18 protein-coding genes are annotated in these 18,249 nt (G+C 41.0%); 10 read left to right on the forward strand and 8 right to left on the reverse strand.

Translation table 11 applies throughout. From position 1 onward, the window contains the following. Positions 1–53: 53 nt before the first annotated feature. Both FO442_RS11790 and FO442_RS11795 read right to left on the reverse strand, forming a co-directional pair. Complete coding sequence (locus tag FO442_RS11790) at positions 54–710, reverse strand: hypothetical protein (RefSeq protein ID WP_144333396.1); 657 nt, start codon at positions 708–710, stop codon at positions 54–56. A 61-nt stretch (positions 711–771) separates the two neighbouring features. Further along, positions 772–1,308 carry a DNA-3-methyladenine glycosylase I gene (locus FO442_RS11795; RefSeq protein WP_144333397.1) on the reverse strand — a complete coding sequence of 179 codons (537 nt, stop codon included), beginning with the start codon at positions 1,306–1,308 and terminating at the stop codon, positions 772–774. A 42-nt stretch (positions 1,309–1,350) separates the two neighbouring features. Here FO442_RS11795 and FO442_RS11800 point away from each other — a divergent pair, with 42 nt between their 5' ends. Then, positions 1,351–1,950 (forward strand): acyltransferase, encoded by a 600-nt coding sequence (locus FO442_RS11800; RefSeq protein WP_144333398.1) that lies wholly within the window; start codon positions 1,351–1,353, stop codon positions 1,948–1,950. A gap of 93 nt (positions 1,951–2,043) precedes the next feature. On the opposite strand, the gene FO442_RS11805 is transcribed toward FO442_RS11800, so the two are convergent. Continuing rightward, complete coding sequence (locus tag FO442_RS11805) at positions 2,044–2,415, reverse strand: hypothetical protein (protein ID WP_144333399.1); 372 nt, start codon at positions 2,413–2,415, stop codon at positions 2,044–2,046. Between the two features lie 159 nt (positions 2,416–2,574). On the opposite strand from FO442_RS11805, the gene FO442_RS11810 reads away from it, so the two are divergent. Then, the gene (locus tag FO442_RS11810) at positions 2,575–5,088 is read left to right on the forward strand and encodes a leucine-rich repeat domain-containing protein (protein ID WP_144333400.1); all 2,514 of its coding nucleotides are present in this window, start codon (positions 2,575–2,577) and stop codon (positions 5,086–5,088) included. 11 nt (positions 5,089–5,099) lie between these two features. Next, positions 5,100–5,864: a hypothetical protein gene (locus FO442_RS11815; RefSeq protein ID WP_144333401.1), complete on the forward strand. Its 765-nt coding sequence runs from the start codon at positions 5,100–5,102 to the stop codon at positions 5,862–5,864. Between the two features lie 79 nt (positions 5,865–5,943). Here FO442_RS11815 and FO442_RS11820 read toward each other — a convergent pair whose 3' ends face one another. The 3 genes from FO442_RS11820 to pdhA form a co-directional block, all read right to left on the reverse strand. Further along, the gene (locus FO442_RS11820) at positions 5,944–6,135 is read right to left on the reverse strand and encodes a cold-shock protein (RefSeq protein WP_013687512.1); all 192 of its coding nucleotides are present in this window, start codon (positions 6,133–6,135) and stop codon (positions 5,944–5,946) included. Between the two features lie 125 nt (positions 6,136–6,260). Then, on the reverse strand, positions 6,261–7,544 hold the full coding sequence (locus tag FO442_RS11825) for a pyruvate dehydrogenase complex dihydrolipoamide acetyltransferase (protein WP_144333402.1): 1,284 nt from the start codon (positions 7,542–7,544) through the stop codon (positions 6,261–6,263). 24 nt (positions 7,545–7,568) lie between these two features. Next, entirely contained in the window at positions 7,569–8,621 is a 1,053-nt protein-coding gene (pdhA, locus tag FO442_RS11830; RefSeq protein ID WP_144333403.1) for a pyruvate dehydrogenase (acetyl-transferring) E1 component subunit alpha, read from the reverse strand. A gap of 230 nt (positions 8,622–8,851) precedes the next feature. Here pdhA and FO442_RS11835 point away from each other — a divergent pair, with 230 nt between their 5' ends. The 5 genes from FO442_RS11835 to FO442_RS11855 all read left to right on the forward strand — a co-directional run bounded on the left by FO442_RS11835 (position 8,852) and on the right by FO442_RS11855 (position 12,944). Then, positions 8,852–9,373 carry a metallophosphoesterase family protein gene (locus FO442_RS11835; protein WP_144333404.1) on the forward strand — a complete coding sequence of 174 codons (522 nt, stop codon included), beginning with the start codon at positions 8,852–8,854 and terminating at the stop codon, positions 9,371–9,373. Positions 9,374–9,388: 15 nt separating this feature from the next. Next, positions 9,389–10,414, forward strand: coding sequence for a type IX secretion system protein PorQ (gene porQ, locus FO442_RS11840; protein ID WP_144333405.1), 1,026 nt, complete (start codon positions 9,389–9,391; stop codon positions 10,412–10,414). A gap of 140 nt (positions 10,415–10,554) precedes the next feature. Further along, positions 10,555–11,292: an outer membrane beta-barrel protein gene (locus FO442_RS11845; RefSeq protein WP_144333406.1), complete on the forward strand. Its 738-nt coding sequence runs from the start codon at positions 10,555–10,557 to the stop codon at positions 11,290–11,292. Between the two features lie 99 nt (positions 11,293–11,391). Beyond that, positions 11,392–12,093: a (d)CMP kinase gene (gene cmk / locus FO442_RS11850; RefSeq protein ID WP_144333407.1), complete on the forward strand. Its 702-nt coding sequence runs from the start codon at positions 11,392–11,394 to the stop codon at positions 12,091–12,093. A 188-nt stretch (positions 12,094–12,281) separates the two neighbouring features. Beyond that, entirely contained in the window at positions 12,282–12,944 is a 663-nt protein-coding gene (locus tag FO442_RS11855) for a hypothetical protein (protein ID WP_013687505.1), read from the forward strand. A gap of 47 nt (positions 12,945–12,991) precedes the next feature. Here FO442_RS11855 and FO442_RS11860 read toward each other — a convergent pair whose 3' ends face one another. Further along, entirely contained in the window at positions 12,992–13,729 is a 738-nt protein-coding gene (locus FO442_RS11860) for a GIN domain-containing protein (RefSeq protein ID WP_144333408.1), read from the reverse strand. Further along, positions 13,719–14,822 carry an acyloxyacyl hydrolase gene (locus tag FO442_RS11865; RefSeq protein WP_144333409.1) on the reverse strand — a complete coding sequence of 368 codons (1,104 nt, stop codon included), beginning with the start codon at positions 14,820–14,822 and terminating at the stop codon, positions 13,719–13,721. Before FO442_RS11865 ends, FO442_RS11860 begins: the two co-directional genes overlap by 11 nt. Before the next feature lie 40 nt (positions 14,823–14,862). On the opposite strand from FO442_RS11865, the gene mazG reads away from it, so the two are divergent. Both mazG and FO442_RS11875 read left to right on the forward strand, forming a co-directional pair. Beyond that, a complete protein-coding gene (gene mazG / locus FO442_RS11870) occupies positions 14,863–15,666 on the forward strand; it encodes a nucleoside triphosphate pyrophosphohydrolase (RefSeq protein ID WP_144333410.1) in 804 nt (267 codons plus the stop codon). A 236-nt stretch (positions 15,667–15,902) separates the two neighbouring features. Next, positions 15,903–18,245, forward strand: a complete 2,343-nt coding sequence (locus tag FO442_RS11875) for a TonB-dependent receptor (RefSeq protein ID WP_186280084.1) — start codon at positions 15,903–15,905, stop codon at positions 18,243–18,245. The last annotated feature ends 4 nt before the right edge of the window (positions 18,246–18,249 follow it).

Genomic DNA, 18,249 nt, shown 5'->3' on the forward strand with positions numbered 1-18,249 from the left:
TTGAAAATTGGTAATGGAACAACTGAAAAGTCTTGTCTATTTTACATTTTCAATTAAAAGAACAAGTCTTTTCTAAACCCGATCGTCCAGCCAAAATTTAATGCTGATACCTGGGAACCTGCATCTCCTGAAAGTTTAGAAGAACCGGCCGCAACAATTGCGTATGACAGGGAAAGATCTGTGAATAAGGTTCCGAATGCAAACTGTTTCTTCACACCTCCCTGCAAACCGAAACTCAGTAAGAATACGCTTCCTTTGTTTGAAGTTTGCAGCCTGTAGGCACTTTCATCAATGGCATCAATGACTTTACTGGATAATTTGTAAAATGAAAAATCAAATACGGTCCCTCCGTATAACCCAAAACCATAGTCAAAATTAGAACCGATAAAGTATCTTCTCGTTCCACCCTGGATACCGAATTGGGTAACACCGTTTTTGACGTTCACCATCATAACAGAAGGGCTCGTCATCAAATCAATTGCTTCGGCATAGGTTGAATCTGTTTTGCTGTTTTTCAAACTCGCATATGCCCGAATAATAATCGACGCGCTTTCATCCCGTGGAATTTCTACTCCAAGATTCAATGTCTTGAATAACTGACCCGAGCCAAAACCATAATTCAAGCCTGGTCCGATCATCAAACCAACCTGCGCTTTTGCAGAAAAGCTAACAATCACAAGGATTATCGGCAGTAACATTTTTGCTTTCATGACTCTCATTTTTATGTTCGCCTTCATTTGAGGTGCATTTCCACCACTGTGGCCCATCAAATCAATCCGCCGCCGCGGATTGTTTATTTAATTCTTTATACCTAAAACAATTCGGGTGATGTGCTCCCGGAAGATACCCCGTACTCATTAAAAATTCGTTTACGATCTCTCCTCCGACAAATTTAAAATGCTTTTTAAATAATTTCACCCATTCTTCTTTTGATTTCCCTAAGTGACTGTCTAACCAAAACTTAAAGCTACCAAATTCTTTTTGTATTAACAATACCTGGTTCGCATTATAAATAACGGCATTTATTTTGAGTTTATTCCTGATTATACCTGGATTCTGAAGCAATTCATTCACTTTATCCTCCTGATAATTAGCAATCTTATCTATTCTATAAACGTCAAAAGCTTCCGAAAAGTTTGTTTGTTTCTTTAAAATAATGTCCCAGGACAAACCTGCCTGGTTAATCTCCAGGATTAACCGCCCGAAAAGTTCATTGTCATCTTCAATTGGCGTGCCATAATGAAAATCATGATATATACGGTGGTGATCGTCTTTTGGTTTGCTTAAAACATAGTCACAATAACTCATTTTGCCGTTTCGATTTCATATTTTTACCAAAAATAGGTATTCATGGCGGTATATTCATTCAACGGATTCGTTCCGGTTGTTAAAAAATCCAGTTTTATTCACCCGCAAGCTGCTGTAACCGGCAATGTGATTATCGGCGAAAACGTATATATCGGTCCGGGAGCCGCAATCCGGGGTGATTGGGGGCAAATCATCATTGAAGACGGATGCAATGTGCAGGAAAATTGTACCATCCACATGTTCCCGGGAACGACTGTTTTATTGAAAAAAGGGGCACACATCGGTCACGGAGCAATTGTACACGGCGGAACGATCGGTGAAAATTGCCTGATCGGGATGAATGCCGTAATCATGGACGACGTGGTAATCGAAGACGAATGCATCATCGGGGCACTGTGTTTTGTCCCGGCAAATACCGTGATTCCGAGAAGAAGCCTGGTTGTTGGAAATCCCGCAAAAGTGATCAAAGAAGTTTCCGACGAAATGATAGCCTGGAAAACCAAAGGAACTGCTCTTTACCAGGCTCTGCCAAAAGAATGCTATGAAACATTGATTCCCTGCGAGCCTCTGGAAGAAGTTGAACCGAACCGGCCGAGCCAGGAAAAAATGTACCAGACGTGGGAGGCGATTAAAAAGCATTAAATACTTTTTAATTGAATTCCGAAGACCTAATTCCGAATTGGAATCGTGTTTGACAAATAATTTATTTCCGGATTTCACATTGGTTAATGAAAACTACTCCTGGTAAGAAACTTTATTCACCACAAACACAGTTGGTCTGTTTTTCTTTTCTTTCTTGGAAGCATCTTCGTCCGCATCGATTTTTTGAACGCTGTAAGCCAAATAGACATTATCGAACCAATAAACGCACTGAATGAAGTTCGGTGTACGTCCTTCCGTGTACAAGTTCTCCGCATAATTCCCAAGTGAATTGATAACGGATTCCCCATCAGCCACAAATATGTCCGTGAGGTTACTCGATCCTGCATACATCATTCTTGATTCCCCGTTCTTATCATCATATATACGCAGGAACGGGACAGCTTTATACGGTTTCTGGCCCAATGCAAACGGGAAACAGCAATCATTGGTCTTATTTCCTTCCAAAAACCTTTAAGAAAACCCGATTTTACAAAAGATAGTCTGCTCACCCAAAATCGTTTAATTTTCGAGCGTTCCAACTATTTGTTTTTTTCTTCAAAAAAAACTGTTTACCAATCCAATATTTTCACATCTGTTTTTGTTAACCCAATAAAACGATCTCAGATGAAGCAGTTAATCACCCCAATCGCAATCTTTCTTTTCGGAAGTATCGCTAGTGCCCAGTCCAAAGTTTGTTATTCTCTGGAAGAAGCAAAGAAAGCGCCCCGCCAGGTAAAGGAACTTCATTTGACGAATTCCCCGCTTACAGTTATTGATACCAACTTCAATCAATTCACAGCACTCGAAATCCTGGATTTATCTTACAATCCGATCCTGGAAGTTTCAGAAGGTGTTTCCATCCCTTCTTTGAAAGAGCTTAATCTTGCACATGCTTCCTACAATCCCTGGAAAATAGGTTCCATCGGGAAGGCATTTCCCAACCTGGAACATTTGAACTTAAGCAGCAATCAATTGTCTTTCATCTGGTCGGGGCTTCAAAGCCTGTACAACCTCACCCGTCTGGACATTTCGGATAACAACCTGATAGACATCCCGGTGGAAATGATGTACTTATCGAATTTGAGAGAGCTCAACGTTTCCAAAAATGAAATCAAGCTCCAGGCAAACGAACTGGGAGCCCTCTGGTCCCTGGAAAAATTGGATATTTCCGACAATTCCGGATTGAGTACCAACAACCTGATCTTAAGCATCGCGGAAAGCAAACACCTGAAAAACCTGGCAATTGACGGTGACGAACTAACATCGAAAAGCATCCAGATGCTTTCCAATATGAATTTGGAGCGATTGGAACTTTCGGATGTCCGAAAACCTGTTGGAATCAATTTCACGCGTTTTACAGGAATTCGGAAAGTGGCCCTCACCCATTCTCCGAATTGGCTTTCTCCTGAAACGACTGCGGAATTTGATAATGTCCCTGAAATTGAGTTAACAGCTTCGTCCATTGCCCCGGGACTCGACAAACTGAAATCATTAAGTGTCCTGGTTCTGAACGACATTGATGAAGCGCAGATCCCGAAACTTTATCCATTAAAAAAATTACAGGTGCTGGACGTCTCAAAAACCAGTTTCACAAAAGAACACATCGCAACATTAAAACAGGAATTACCAACTACCCGGATAATTACGGGGAATGCAGAAGAAGTCACGGCAAACATGCTGGCCAACAAGGTCGAACCGATCATTCAAATCCCTGCAAAGAGCGTAACGATCCAATCGGATGTTGCATGCACGATAAGCGAGAAAAACGTGTCACTTGCCATTCCGGAGAATGCTTTCCTGGATTCTGAAGGAAAACCGTACAAAGGAAAAGTAAACGTGGAGCTCACGGTTTATGACGACGCGATACAAACGGCTTTGGCAGGTATCCCGATGGCATTTACAGACAACAATCAACAGGAATTATTTGCTTCCAACGGCATGTTGAAATTTGAAGCAAAAGGAGAAAACAACGAAACCTTACAACCGAACCCGGCGAACCTGATCCAGGCATCCGTCGGAAACCTGCAACCGCAAAATCCGGGTGGATTGTATGCTTTCAATGCGCAAAATTCCCAATGGAATACCATTTCCACTACCGTAAACACAAGTAATACCAATGCCCGACTCCAGCGTGCCATCGATTCCATTAACCGACTGGATCTGAAAAATCTGATACCCCGCGTTTACAACGACCGCATTTTTGCACTTTATCCGAAATTTTCCAGATGGGACAGAACAGAAATCTCTTTGTTCTCACAATTTATTCCGGCGCAACCAAATGGAATGGCTGTTACTCACAACCGAAGCAATGCCATGGGGAAGTTGATGACCAAACAGCAATGGGTCATCGATACGATTGTGAGTAAGGAGATGAAAAAACAACTGAAAGTCATGAAGAAGGAAACCAATGCATGGCATCACAAAAAATTCAGAAGCCGCGATTCTAAAAAATTTATTCCCCGTTTGATCAACCGGTTGACCATTGAACCCGATCCTGGTCACGATAACTACCGGTTGAATTTCAGATACCGGGATTCCCTGGTGAGTCTTCCGGTTGCTTTGGCAGGAAATTCAAACAAACAGATTCAGCGAAATACACAGAAATTCCATTCCGGAGTAAAACAGGCAAAAACTGCCGATAAGAAAGAAGAACAGAAATACCAAAACTCATTGGAAGAGCAGGTAAAACTTGCTGAAAACAGCCTTCGTGAGCGATTGATCACCATAGAAACAGCACGAATCAATAATCCCCAGGCAGGCAATAATTGGTTGGTTAATCCGAATCAATTGAATTTTGGACTGACTAATTTCGGGCTGATTAATTGTGACTTCTTTCAGCGAAATAAGCCAGACTATTCCATATTTGCGGCGAACAAACTGAAAGATCAAAACGGAAATGCTCACAAGGTCCCGGAAACCGTAATTTCAATTGACCCGGCGATGAATTTCTATATGGAAACAGCATCCATTCATGGAATTCGCTGCTTCAAATCCACCATTCTGGTATTTAATCTCGGGGAGAAAAAGATTGGTATTTCAAAGCCTCAAAAAGGGGAAAGCACTGTTTCTGATATTTTTCTCATTGATATTACAGACAAAAGTCCGGCAGAAATTTCCCAAGCTATTTTATCGATTTGACTATGCGAACCATGCTGCTTTATTTTTCCATGCTGATTTCCTGTTCCCTGTTTTCGCAAAGTGAATTCATACAGGAAGCACGCTACCATTTGCCGCGAAAAGATTCTTTATTTGATTTTGAGTCGACTGGCACTTATTCAGGTAACTACAACTATTTCCGGGATTCTACCATTCAATTGGAGTTGATGATTAACGGACTCCTCAAAAAAGGCAACCGGAACCGGGCCGATACCTTGAAACAAAGTCTGGTACTTACTCAATTATCGGCACTTTGTGTGAAACGAATCCATACACTGATGCCTCAGAAGACCAAACGTAAAAAAAGTTTGGAGAAACGTATCCGCAGGGTTTTCTTCGGATCGAATTGCAGCTTCGGACTGATTGAAACGATTTCTTTTGAAATTCCGCTGGCGAAAAAGACGGCAAACTTTTATTACAACAAGAAAGGTCCGGACGGAGGTTTTAACTTGTATAAAGGAAAATCCAAACCCCGTTCCACAAAAGAAGAACCTGAACCAAAAGAAATTGCATTAGAAGTTTACACATATACAGAAATCCAGCAATTGATCCAAACCCAGTTTTCGCGTAAAAAGGTAAACCGTCACCTATCTGAGAAAAGCATTGCAGCTTTCGGATATTTCATTCAATTGGATGAAACCACCGTCTATAAAAATAAGATTCCGAAACTGAAGGTTTTGATCATTTTGGGTGAAAAGCGGTTTTCGTATAAGCAACGGAGAAAGTTCCTGAAGGATCCAACTGTCCAACCGGTTTAAAGGTTCAACATTGAGCCAACAAAAACCCCGACTTCCGTTAGCACGGAGTCGGGGTTCTCAAAGAAAAATTTATATATAGTTATGCGTGCTTCACGTTAACCGCCATTAATCCTTTTCTTCCTTCTTCCAAGTCAAATGTAACAGCGTCGTTTTCATTTACTTTGTCCACCAATCCTGAAACATGTACAAAGTATTCTTTGTTAGTTTCATCTTCTTTAACAAAACCAAAACCTTTCGTTTCGTTAAAGAACTTAATCGTTCCTTTATTCATATTCTCATTTATTTGATAAACAAAGATGTAATAATAAATTGAATACGAGTTATTTATTTAAAAAAAAACACAGAAAATTAAAACGGCCACTCAATAGAGCGGCCGTTTCGTTGAACTATCAATTTCTAAACCAGCATCATAACCGGGTTTTCCATGTATTGTTTAAAGGTCTGCAGGAATGCAGCTCCTGTTGCTCCATCTACCACGCGGTGATCACAGGAAAGCGTTACTTTCATGATATTTCCAGGTACAACTTGTCCGTTTTTTACAACAGGTTCCTGGGAAATTCCACCGATGGCCAGAATACAGCTATCCGGAGAATTGATGATCGCTGTGAATTGCTCAATTCCGAACATCCCCAGATTAGAAACCGTAAACGTGTTTCCTTCCCACTCTGCAGGTTGCAGTTTTTTATCTTTTGCTTTTTGGGCCAATACTTTGACTTCCTCCCCGATTTGGGACAATCCTTTACTGTCTGCAAAGCGAATAACCGGAACCAATAACCCTTCATCAACAGCCACAGCAACTCCAATGTGTACATGGTTGTTTCTGCGGATCACATCGCCCAACCAGGACGAATTGATCGCAGGGTGCTTACGTAAGGCCATGGAAACCGCTTTGATCACCATATCATTGAATGAAACTTTTACTCCCTCGTTACTGTTCATTGCTTTGCGAGCTGCAATGGCATTGTCCATATCCAACGAAATAGTCAAGTAGAAATGAGGAGCCGTGAACTTAGACTCTCCCAAACGACGCGCAATCGTTTTGCGCATCTGCGATACCGGTTCATCCGTATACGATTCGCTCATTACCGCCCCGGAAGCAGCAGGTCTTGCCGGTGCATCATAAGGAACATAATGATCTACATCTCTTTTTGTGATACGTCCGCCTTCTCCGGTTCCTGTGACAAAACTCAGATCGACCCCCTTCTCTTCTGCGAGTTTCTTCGCCAACGGAGAAGCCAGGATACGTCCGTTTGAAGCTGTATTTGAAACCGCTGGAGCTGTTTTTGGAGCTGAAGTAACTGCTGCAGGAACTTTCTCTTCAGCTTCCTTCGGCTTTTCATCTTTGCCAGATGAAGCCTCAGTCTTCGGAAGCTTCGCTTTCTCTTCCTCAGCAGGCGCATCCGATTTCCCTGATGAAGCCAATAGACCGGAAATATCTTCTCCTTTTTCACCGATGATTGCCAATAACGCATTCACCGGAGCTGGTTTTCCTTTTTCTACCCCAATATATAATAAGACACCATCAAAAAATGATTCGAATTCCAACGTTGCTTTATCTGTTTCAATCTCAGCCAACAATTCACCTGATTTTACAGTATCTCCAACTTTCTTGTGCCATTCTGCCACAACACCTTCTGTCATGGTGTCACTCAATTTGGGCATGTTAATGATTTCAGCCATCTACGATCTATTATAATAATCTGATTAATATTCAATAATGTACGGGTAATTCGGTTCCTGATAGATGTCTTCATACAGATCATCTGCATCCGGATAAGGAGATTCTTCAGCGAATTTCACCGATTCCTCTACTTCATTTTTCACCCACGCATCGATTTCTTCTACCTGCTTTGCAGTCAGCCATTTGTTCTCTTTGATCACATTCAAGCAATGTTCGATCGGGTCTTGTTCCATCCATTCAGACACTTCTTCTTTCGTACGGTATTTTTGAGGATCTGACATGGAGTGTCCTTTGTATCTGTAAGTGCGGATATCCAACAACGTTGGGCCGTCTCCTCTTCTTGCTCTTGCGACTGCTTCTTCAACTGCTTCATGAACCGCTTCAGGAGACATTCCGTTTACTGATTTAGAAGGCATTTCATAAGAATCACCGATCTTAGACAGATCCGTTACGTTCGTTGTGCGTTCAACAGAGGTACCCATTGCATAATTGTTATTTTCAATGATGTAGATTACCGGAAGTTTCCAGTTCATTGCCATATTGAATGTTTCATGCAACGCTCCCTGGCGAACTGCTCCGTCTCCCATTGAAACGAACACCACGTTATCGGTCCCATTGTATTTTTCAGCAAAAGCAACACCGGTTCCCATCGGAATCTGCGCTCCAACGATCCCGTGTCCTCCCATGAAGTTTTTCTCCTTATCAAAGAAGTGCATGGATCCACCTTTTCCTTTGGAACACCCTGTTGATCGACCATATAATTCAGCCATCAATACACGTACATCTGTTCCCAATCCGATCGGATGTGCGTGATCGCGATAAGCAGTCATATGCGAGTCAGTAGGTTTTGATGCACTGACTGTTCCGGCAACGATTGCTTCCTGACCAATATATAAGTGACAAAATCCACCAAACTTCTGCTGAATGTACAATTGTCCTGCTTTCTCCTCAAAACGACGCATCAAAAGCATGTCTTTATACCATTTAATATAAGTCTCCTTTGAAAACTTAGACGTACTTTTCAAAGCACTCTTATTTGTTGTTTTTGATGGTTTTGAAGCTGTTTTCGTAGCCATGCTTACCAATTTTTGTTTGTTTAACGGACAAATATAAAAAGAACTCGGCAGATAGGAGTCAAAGCTTAATTGAAAATGGAGAATTTTAAAATTGAAAAGGAGAAAAAGCAAAGCTTTTGATATAAGCAAGCGTTAGAGCGGTTTCCTTTTCAATTCTCCATTTCAATTATTTCCGGTTTTCATTTTTCAATTTTTTAAATGTGTAGTTTTGCACGTATTCTATTCGTTTCATGGTAAAAATTGGCTTACTTTCCGATACACATGGTTTTCTTCCCGAGCGCGTTTTTGAATTATTCAAAGATGTGGATGAAATCTGGCATGCAGGAGATATCGGAAGTCTGGAAGTCACCGACCGCTTAAAAGCTTTCAAACCTTTGCGTGCTGTTTTCGGAAATATTGACGATCAGGTTATCCGGTCTGAGTTTCCCGAATACCAGAATTTCCAGGTCGAGGGAATTTCTGTTTCGATGACGCACATAGCCGGCCGTCCCGGAAAGTACAGCAAACATGCCGCCGATTTCATTATTGAGACAAAACCCGATATCTTTGTCTGCGGGCATTCACACGTCTTATTGGTTCAGCAGGACAAAAGCAAAAATCTGCTTTGGTTAAATCCGGGAGCTTGCGGGAACAAAGGATTTCATTCGGTCCAGACCGCATTGAGATTCCGGATAAACGGAACAAAGATTGAACAAATGGAGGTGATTGAATTCGGAAAAAGATCGAACCTAAACAATGAAGACAAGATTTAAACGTTATTGCCTCGTATGAAATATAAACTGGCGCTCATATTACTTAATATCCTTTCGTCTATTGCAGTTGCACAGACAGGAGGAATCCATTCCTTCCAGAACTTAAATGCTCAATACAATGCACGAACGATGGGATTGGGCGGCGATGCAATCACTATTTATGACAATGATCTAAACCTGGGATTGAATAATCCGGCCGTTATGAACTACCAGATGCATGGACGTTTCGGGTTTAATCAATCGATCATGGCGAGCGGTGTCAATACCGGTGCATTGACGTATGCCCGACGAATAAAACGCACGATGGGAATGGTCCATTTCCGATATTCTTCTTACGGAAAAATGAAGCGCACGGATATTGACGGAACCAACCTGGGAACATTCACTCCGGGAGATTTTATCCTGGGAGCAAGTGCGCAACATGCATTCAACGAACGGATGTCTGTAGGGGCAACATTAAACATCTTATATTCTCAACTAGACTCCTATACGGCATTCGGCACCAGTTTGGATATTGCGGGACTTTACAGGGATTCTTCCAGAAACTTAAATATAGTAGGTGTTATCAAGAACCTGGGTGTACAATGGAAAGGATACACCGCAGAGAAAAACCCTTTGCCACTGGAAGTTCAGTTGGGAATCTCACATAAATTAAGACATGCTCCGTTCCGGATCAGTTTGGTTGCACAGCATTTGCAGAAATGGGACCTTTCCTACGTTGACCCGAATGCAAAACCCCGCATCGATCCTTTAACCGGTGATACCATCCAGGTGAAAAAATCAGGATTCTTTGACAACCTGGCGCGACACGGTAAGCTACAACTCGAAATACTTATTGGAAAGAAACTCCAGTTCCGCACAGCATTCGATTATCAGCGAAGAAAAGAACTGGCCATTGTGGGACGGGGAGGCTTGGCAGGCTTTAGTTTTGGAGCCGGAATGGCATTCAAGCGATTTAGCATTGATTACGGGTGGTACATCTACTCTGCGGCAGGTAGTCAACACGGGCTAACCTTAAATTTTTTACTCTCCAAAAAGTAAGCATATCTGATTTTAAATCAATGTTTTACAGTTTATAATCAAACTCATATTCAAGTTATTCACCGAAATTTGTTAACATGTTTTTGTAACCTGAATCTTTTTAATACGTAGATTTGCCCAAACCAATAATAATTTATAACATGAAAAAGTTAAGTTTACTTTTAGGTGGAATGATTTTAACAACTGCTGTAATGGCTCAAAAACCAACTGAAGGAGCTCCAATGACATTGGAAGGAAACGTTGCTGGTTTAGCTGCATTCGGATTTGGAAACTCTTCTGCTACAAACTTGAATCCTACAACATTAGCAGGTACTCAACCGGCTATCGTTGCTCCAGGATTACGTTTCCGTTACTTCGCTACTGAAAACATCGCAATTCGTTTGTCTTTGGGATTCAGCTCTAGCAAGATTACCGACAATTTCTACGAAAACGAAGTAGACAACACTGGTGGTGCTGGAACTTACGTATCTAAAATGGGAACAACAACTATCGGTATCGGAGGTGAGTACCACTTCAAAGGAACTGAGAAATTGTCTCCTTATGCAGGTTTGGATATCAACTTCGGTATGGGTAAAATGACAGCTGAAGGTGATCAAACAGATGGTACTACTTGGGTTGCTGCAGATTACTCTGAGAAGCATGAGCGCAAAACTGCTGGTTTCGGTGTTGGTTTGATCGCTGGTACTGATTACTATTTTGTTGAGAACTTCTACTTAGGAGTTGAGTTAGGATTAGGATTTAATTCTTACACAGCTAAAGAAGGAACTGATTCTTTCACAGTTGCTGGTGTAACTACTGAAAACAAAGGTAACGAAACAAAAATTAGCGGATTCTCTAACAACGTTATGGGTATGTTCCGTTTAGGATGGAGATTCTAATAGAAATCACATCTAAAAAATATGAAGGGTTCGTCAGTGACGAGCCCTTTTTTATTGAAATCAATTGCCGGTTACTTGATTTTAAATTAACTTCGCAGCATGCAATCAACGCAACACATTACAATTGCAATTGATGGCTTTTCTTCTTGTGGGAAAAGTACACTGGCAAAAGCACTGGCAAAGAAAATGAACTATACATTTATCGATTCGGGCGCCATGTACCGCTGTGTTGCATTGTACGCAATCCAAAACGGCTGCGCTTTAGGAGCGCATAAAATCAATCTGACTTGTGTAGTAAACAGCCTTCCGCAAATCCATATTCAATTCGGAGAGGCCGATGAACTTGGAAACCGCCCGGTATTACTGAACGGCGAAGATGTTTCGCATGCGATCAGACAATTGGAAGTCGCAAATATCGTGAGCGAGGTTGCTGCTATCCGTGAGGTTCGTGAATTCCTGGTTGAACAACAGCAGGAATTGGGTAAAAACGGAGGGGTTGTGATGGACGGAAGAGACATCGGAACAGTCGTTTTCCCGCACGCAGAACTAAAACTCTTCATTACTGCTAAGCCCGAAATCCGCGCACAAAGAAGGTTCCTTGAATTACAGGCAAAAGGAGAAATAAACAGCCTGGGTGAAATCCTGGAAAATCTGAAACACCGCGATCGTATTGACAGTACGAGAGCCATTAGTCCGCTTACCCAGGCAAAAGATGCTTTGGTAGTTGACAATTCAGAAATGAGTGAAACAGAACAGTTGGAATATGTGATGAATCTTGTTAAAAATCATACGCGCGCATAATACTAACTATAACTAAAGTTTCTTGATTTAATCAGTTCGTAACCTTACAGAAATAGAATATTCATCAAACATTAAGTTTTCTTCGTTCAAATCAATAGTTTGTTCATTTTGTATAAAATCTAACAGTTTAACACTGTTTTTCCATTGCTTTCGTTTAAATTTGCACACCTATTAATTCAAACCAAATTATGTTATCAATTGGAAAAATAACAGAAGAAATTATCGGAAGAAGTCCGTTTTTGCGTGAAGCAATGACAGACGATTTGATCAATATTTCTTCGTTAGCGCGTAAGATCAAACCAGAGATTGAAGAAGCCTTAGGAAAAGAAGTAAAAGAAGGAGCGATTGTCATGGCAATCAAACGCATGTCTCCGGGCCTTTACCACCGCCTGAACATCAAGATCACGAATATTATCGGGGAACTGGGTGATTTTTTAGTTCGTTCAAACTTAGAAGACTTTACTTTTGAAAACACCGAGTCGTTGCGTTTAAAGCAAGCGGACCTGGTTCAATTAGTGAATTCAGAATCCGATATTTTCTATACGATTTGCAGAGGAGTTACTGAAACTACCGTAATCTGTTCGCAAAGCATCTCGCCACGGGTGGAGAACTTATTGATCAATGAACGCTTAAAGTCTCACACAAGAGATTTGGCTTCGATCACCGTAAAGCTTCCGGCAGTAAATTCTGAAGTGTATGGTATTTATTATTATATCTTAAAACATTTGGCCTGGGAAGGATTGAACATTGTAGAGATCGTTTCAACAGCAAACGAGTTCACGATCATTGTGAAACAAGATCATGTAGACAAAGCCTTTAAGGTGTTGATGCAATTGAAAAGAGGAAAATAACTTTGATAAAAAACAGTAGGGGCGGAAAATTTTCCGCCCCTACTGTTTTAAAATGATTTTACAGTACCTGTACCATTTAAAAGCACATCAATACCAAGCGGTGTTCCTGTATACAAAATATTCCCGGATTCAGTAATGTATCCGTGGATTATCAGGTTATTTGCATTGATCTTAATATCCCCCACTGTTTCCGAAGCAACATAAAGCGAATCACTAACTGCCAAACCGGTCACATCACAGTAACTATTGCTCTTGGCACAAATCCGTGCTTTTTGAGCAGTGCCAGTGAGGGTAAAGTTACACCAGCCGTGGTTCGCTTCGGCATTGATTTCAATCGCATTCAAATTTAAAATCACATCTCCTGCCCCGTCGCGGCTATAAAATGTAAAATAATCCGTATTGATCGTCCCTAGGTTTGTCAATGGTTCCGTACCAATAAAGCGAATGTTCACTAAGCTGGTAAAATGGATCTCTGCAACAACAACCTTTTTCGCATTACGCAAAAACCCACAGCGGTTCTTATTCTCAATCGTCAGTAATCCCGACTCAGATTTCACCTCAATCAGGTTTAACAAGTTTTTTCCTCCTTTTAAAACCACTTTATCCAACGAATCCTGAATCAACACATATTCGACATGTTCTCTCAAATCCAGTCGCTCAAACGATGCAAGCGGAATTTCCATTGTTGTTTCGGAACCCAATAATTTGAAGCAGGTCCTGTTCTCCGGTTTTTTGCAGGAAAAAAGAAATAACCCTGCCAATAAAATCACCAAACTATTTCGCATGATATCTTCCTTTATAGTTAAAGGTGTATCCAACACCGTATTCAACGTAATCTGCTTTTGCCCAATGGGATTTAAGCACCAGGTTCAACAATAACCCGTTCGCAAACTGATAACGCATTCCCACCCGGTGATAGAACATCGCATCCGGCTGGTAACGGTCTTTAATATACGCACCCATTCCAATCACAAAGCGGAATTTATCCAGTGGAATGTTATACCCTACAAACCCTCCTATTTGCAAAATATCCCATTGTGTTTTCGGAATGTACTCCCTGTAATACGTAATGGATTGTTTCGAAATAATATCCAGGGCAATCTCCATTCCCACTTTCGGTTTAAACTGTTTGAAAAGCATTCCACTTAGCGCATAAACCGGGTAACGTCTTCCTCCGGTCGGGAAAATTTGTTTATCCGAAACAATTCCAACCAGGGAAACATTCCAGCTCTTAAAGAATGGAACCCGTTCGAATTTCATCAATTTAAAGTCAGTATGTTCTTTCTTTTTAAAAGTGTATTGATATCCCAAACCAATAAAAGGCATATTCACACCCAGATTAGGGACTTTACTGGATCCGTTAGAGAAATGAGTCATATCCAGACTGTACAGCAAGGCATGTTCGGGTTTGATATACCAGCGTCCCTGGAGACCTAAGCAAATAACCGCATTCAAATAGGTACTCATCGGAACATTTTTGGGATTCTTGTTAACATCGTATACCTTTGTCACCGCACCCAATCCGGCTCCCAACTTGCAAGTGAATACATGCTTTTCACTCCTTGTCCACGGAAACTCAATAAACCCGTACGCCCCGAATCCATATCCGAGAATCTCTTTGTTTCCCAGGTTTGAGCCGTATAAGGTTACCCCCACATACGGATTCCGGTATTCTTCACTCCAATCTTTCGATCTCATCCGTTTCGCAAAAGAAAGCTCTCCCGCAAAAAGACGGTCTTTGGCAAGATGCCCCATGGTGCCGCGGTGAGCAGCTAAAAATCCAGATTTGCCTTTTAAAGAAAAGGCCCAGTCATCTATTCTACTTTCCTGGGAATAACAAAAAACAGGCAACAAAAAAAACAGCAAGGCAATTTTCATAATCCAAAATTACAAATTTTGTTCTATGTACATTTGCAGTATGGAATTAGCTAATAATAATTTAAACAACGACCCGCGACTGGAAGCATTTGCACGTTTGTTAACCATTATGGATGACCTCCGGGAAAAATGTCCCTGGGATAAGAAACAGACCATTCAGTCGCTCCGGCATTTGACTATCGAAGAAACCTATGAATTGGCGGATGCGATCCAGGCAAATGACTTGAACGGAATCCAGGGCGAATTGGGAGATTTATTCCTGCACTTGGTTTTTTATTCTAAAATCGGTTCCGAGCTGGACGCTTTTGATGTCACCAGTGTTCTGAATGGAATTTGTGATAAGCTGATCCACCGACATCCGCATATTTACGGGGACGTAACAGCTGATTCGGAAGAAGAAGTGAAAGCCAACTGGGAAAAAATCAAATTAAAAGAAGGCAAGAAATCGGTTCTCGAAGGAGTTCCCAACACCTTACCGGCCCTGATCAAAGCCATGCGTATCCAGGAGAAGGTAAAAGGAATCGGTTTCGAGTGGTCGGATATTGAAGACGTGAAAAACAAGGTAATCGAAGAATTCACGGAGCTTCACGACGCACAACTAACCAGGGATCCGGAACAAATCCAGGATGAGTTCGGAGATGTGTTGTTTTCACTGGTAAACTATGCTCGTTTCATTGATGTGAACCCGGAAGATGCATTGGAATCCACCAACCGCAAATTCAAATCCCGTTTTCAGAAAATGGAAGAACTGATCACTGAAGACATGCAGAATATGGGCGAAATGTCCCTGGAAGAAATGGATGTTTATTGGGAAAAAGCTAAAATCTTGCTCCGCAAGAATTGAAAATGGAGAATGATTCAATTGAAAAGGATTTAAAATTTTAGACTTCTATGATTTAAAAAAAACAATCATTACTACCAACAGACTTATGCCTTTTCAATTTTTACATTTTCAATTCTCAATTAGTTAAAGTCCGTTTAATCAATAATCTGTACGTTTAATCATTTTTCAACATTTTCACACGTTAATTAGTGTTAATTATGTAACTTCGGAACTTCTTAAAAACCATGGTAAAACATATGAAACACATACTCTCCTTATTTGCTTTCCTAACCGTTTCAATTGTCTCATTTTCTCAAGATCACACCGTTCGCGGATTCATATTTAACAATGAAAACGGAGAGGTCGTTCCATTTGAAAAAGCAGTCTTGATCCCAACGGAAAAATCACAAGCTATCTTAGGAGCCAGCACTGACGTGAACGGGTTCTTTTCCATCCCAAAAGTTCCGATCGGGACCTACCTTTTAAAGGTTCAAACAGTAGAGTTCAAAGAGTACAACAAAGAAGTTAAAGTTATTGAAAAAGGCGGGATCACTGAATTGCGCATCGATTTGATACCGGTAGATGCCATAGGTATTGACGAAGTGGTGATTTCAGCTGAAACAAAGGCAAAAACAACCGAAGTATTGATGTCCGTTACCAAATTGGACAAAAAAGGATTGGAACGTATTCCGGCTGTAGGTGCTGAAAATGATATTACGGCAGCTTTCTCAGTTACCCCGGGAGTTGTAACAACCGGTGACCAGGGTGGACAATTGTATGTTAGAGGGGGAACACCTATTCAAAACAAAGTACTTTTGGATGGAATGACCATTTACAACCCTTTTCACTCCATTGGATTTTTCTCCATCTTCGAAACCGAACTGGTTAAGAACGTAGATATTTATACCGGAGGATTTGACTCCAAATACGGGGGAAGAATTTCTTCTATCATGGACATTACTTACCGAGACGGAAACAAGAAGAACTTCGGAGGAAAGGTTTCGGTATCTCCCTTCCTGGCTAAATTAGTGGTTGAAGGACCTATTTACCGTGCGAAAGAAGGAAGACCAGGTGCAGGATCATTTATTTTTTCTGCAAAACACGCCCTATTGGATTACACTGCAAAAGATTTGTACCGTGGAGTCAACAACGGAAACGGGTTACCGTATAAATTCACTGACTTGTATGGAAAGTTGACTTTTGCAACCGGTCAGGGATCCAAAATCTCGGTATTTGGATTCAGTAACACGGACAAAGTGAATTACAATGAATCAGCTGCTCTTGATTTTCAGCAAGCAGGAGGTGGATTATCGTGGATCTTGCTTCCTGGAGGTGGTAAGACCTTTATCAAAGGACATTTGACAACTTCCAGCTACAAGACTAATTTTGAGGAAGTAGGTTCCCAACCGAGAACAAGTTCTATTTTCGGAACAGATCTTGGCTTTGATTTCTCCTATTTCTTAAAAAATGAAAGTCAGATTGATTACGGTATCGGGATCAACATTTTCAAAACGGATTATTTGACCTACAATGAAGTTGCATCCAAAATCCAGGATCAGAACAATACAGTTGAGATCGGAGCTTATGCCAACTACAAGTTCGTTACCAAACGATTCGTTGTTCAACCGGGCTTGCGCGTTCAGGCTTACGCAAGTTTGAGTACGATTTCACTGGAACCTCGTTTGGGGGTAAAATATAATGCAACTGATTTTTTCCGTCTGAAATTATCGGGAGGACGTTATTCCCAAAACTTTACAACAGCTTCATCAGACCGGGATATTGTGAATTTATTTAATGGCTTGTTAAGTGCTCCATCAAATGTTCAGCAGAATTTTATTACGGAAAGCGGGAAAGAGAAAAATCCCAAGAACGGAATTCAATACTCCTGGCACGCGATTCTCGGAGGTGAATTAGACCTGACCAAAAACCTGATGCTGAATGTCGAGGGATATTATAAATACTTCCCTCAGCTTAGTAATATCAACACAAACAAATTATACGAAGATGTTTCCGAATTCTCCAAAGAAGATGACGTTTACAAAAAAGATTTCCTGATTGAAAGCGGAAAATCTTACGGGGTAGATGTCTTGTTAAAATATACTTTAAACCGCCTGTTCTTATGGGGAGTTTATTCTTATGCCAAATCAACCAGATGGGACGGATTTACCACCTATGCACCGGTATTCGACAGAAGACATAACGTAAATATTGTTGCCTCTTATGCCTTTGGAAAGAAAAAAGACCTGGAATTGAATGTACGGTGGAACTTCGGATCAGGACTTCCGTTTACTCCAACTTCCGGATACTATCAGACAGAATCGTTTAGCCAGGGTGTGAATACCGATTACACAACAAGTAATTCAAATTCTGTAGGAGTTCTATTGGGAGAATTCAACTCAAAAAGACTTCCGACTTACCACCGATTGGACATTACTGTTAAAAAGCAATTCAAATTCAAGAATAAAACAGAGCTTGAAATTATTGCAGCAGTAACCAATGCTTACAATAGAAAAAACATTTTCTATGTAAACCGGGTTACGAATACGAAGATTTATCAATTCCCCTTCTTACCGAGTTTAGGGATCAGTTATAAATTCTAACTTT

Origin of the sequence: Fluviicola chungangensis, assembly GCF_007558725.1 — a bacterium.
Taxonomy (GTDB): domain Bacteria; phylum Bacteroidota; class Bacteroidia; order Flavobacteriales_D; family Crocinitomicaceae; genus Fluviicola; species Fluviicola chungangensis.

Coding starts and splice junctions, on each gene's coding strand:
- FO442_RS11790 (WP_144333396.1), bottom strand. CDS start 710: ATGAAAGCAAAAATGTTACTGCCGATAATCCTTGTGATTGTTAGCTTT.
- FO442_RS11795 (WP_144333397.1), bottom strand. CDS start 1,308: ATGAGTTATTGTGACTATGTTTTAAGCAAACCAAAAGACGATCACCAC.
- FO442_RS11800 (WP_144333398.1), top strand. CDS start 1,351: ATGGCGGTATATTCATTCAACGGATTCGTTCCGGTTGTTAAAAAATCC.
- FO442_RS11810 (WP_144333400.1), top strand. CDS start 2,575: ATGAAGCAGTTAATCACCCCAATCGCAATCTTTCTTTTCGGAAGTATC.
- FO442_RS11815 (WP_144333401.1), top strand. CDS start 5,100: ATGCTGCTTTATTTTTCCATGCTGATTTCCTGTTCCCTGTTTTCGCAA.
- FO442_RS11820 (WP_013687512.1), bottom strand. CDS start 6,135: ATGAATAAAGGAACGATTAAGTTCTTTAACGAAACGAAAGGTTTTGGT.
- FO442_RS11825 (WP_144333402.1), bottom strand. CDS start 7,544: ATGGCTGAAATCATTAACATGCCCAAATTGAGTGACACCATGACAGAA.
- pdhA (WP_144333403.1), bottom strand. CDS start 8,621: ATGGCTACGAAAACAGCTTCAAAACCATCAAAAACAACAAATAAGAGT.
- FO442_RS11835 (WP_144333404.1), top strand. CDS start 8,852: ATGGTAAAAATTGGCTTACTTTCCGATACACATGGTTTTCTTCCCGAG.
- porQ (WP_144333405.1), top strand. CDS start 9,389: ATGAAATATAAACTGGCGCTCATATTACTTAATATCCTTTCGTCTATT.
- FO442_RS11845 (WP_144333406.1), top strand. CDS start 10,555: ATGAAAAAGTTAAGTTTACTTTTAGGTGGAATGATTTTAACAACTGCT.
- cmk (WP_144333407.1), top strand. CDS start 11,392: ATGCAATCAACGCAACACATTACAATTGCAATTGATGGCTTTTCTTCT.
- FO442_RS11855 (WP_013687505.1), top strand. CDS start 12,282: ATGTTATCAATTGGAAAAATAACAGAAGAAATTATCGGAAGAAGTCCG.
- FO442_RS11860 (WP_144333408.1), bottom strand. CDS start 13,729: ATGCGAAATAGTTTGGTGATTTTATTGGCAGGGTTATTTCTTTTTTCC.
- FO442_RS11865 (WP_144333409.1), bottom strand. CDS start 14,822: ATGAAAATTGCCTTGCTGTTTTTTTTGTTGCCTGTTTTTTGTTATTCC.
- mazG (WP_144333410.1), top strand. CDS start 14,863: ATGGAATTAGCTAATAATAATTTAAACAACGACCCGCGACTGGAAGCA.
- FO442_RS11875 (WP_186280084.1), top strand. CDS start 15,903: ATGAAACACATACTCTCCTTATTTGCTTTCCTAACCGTTTCAATTGTC.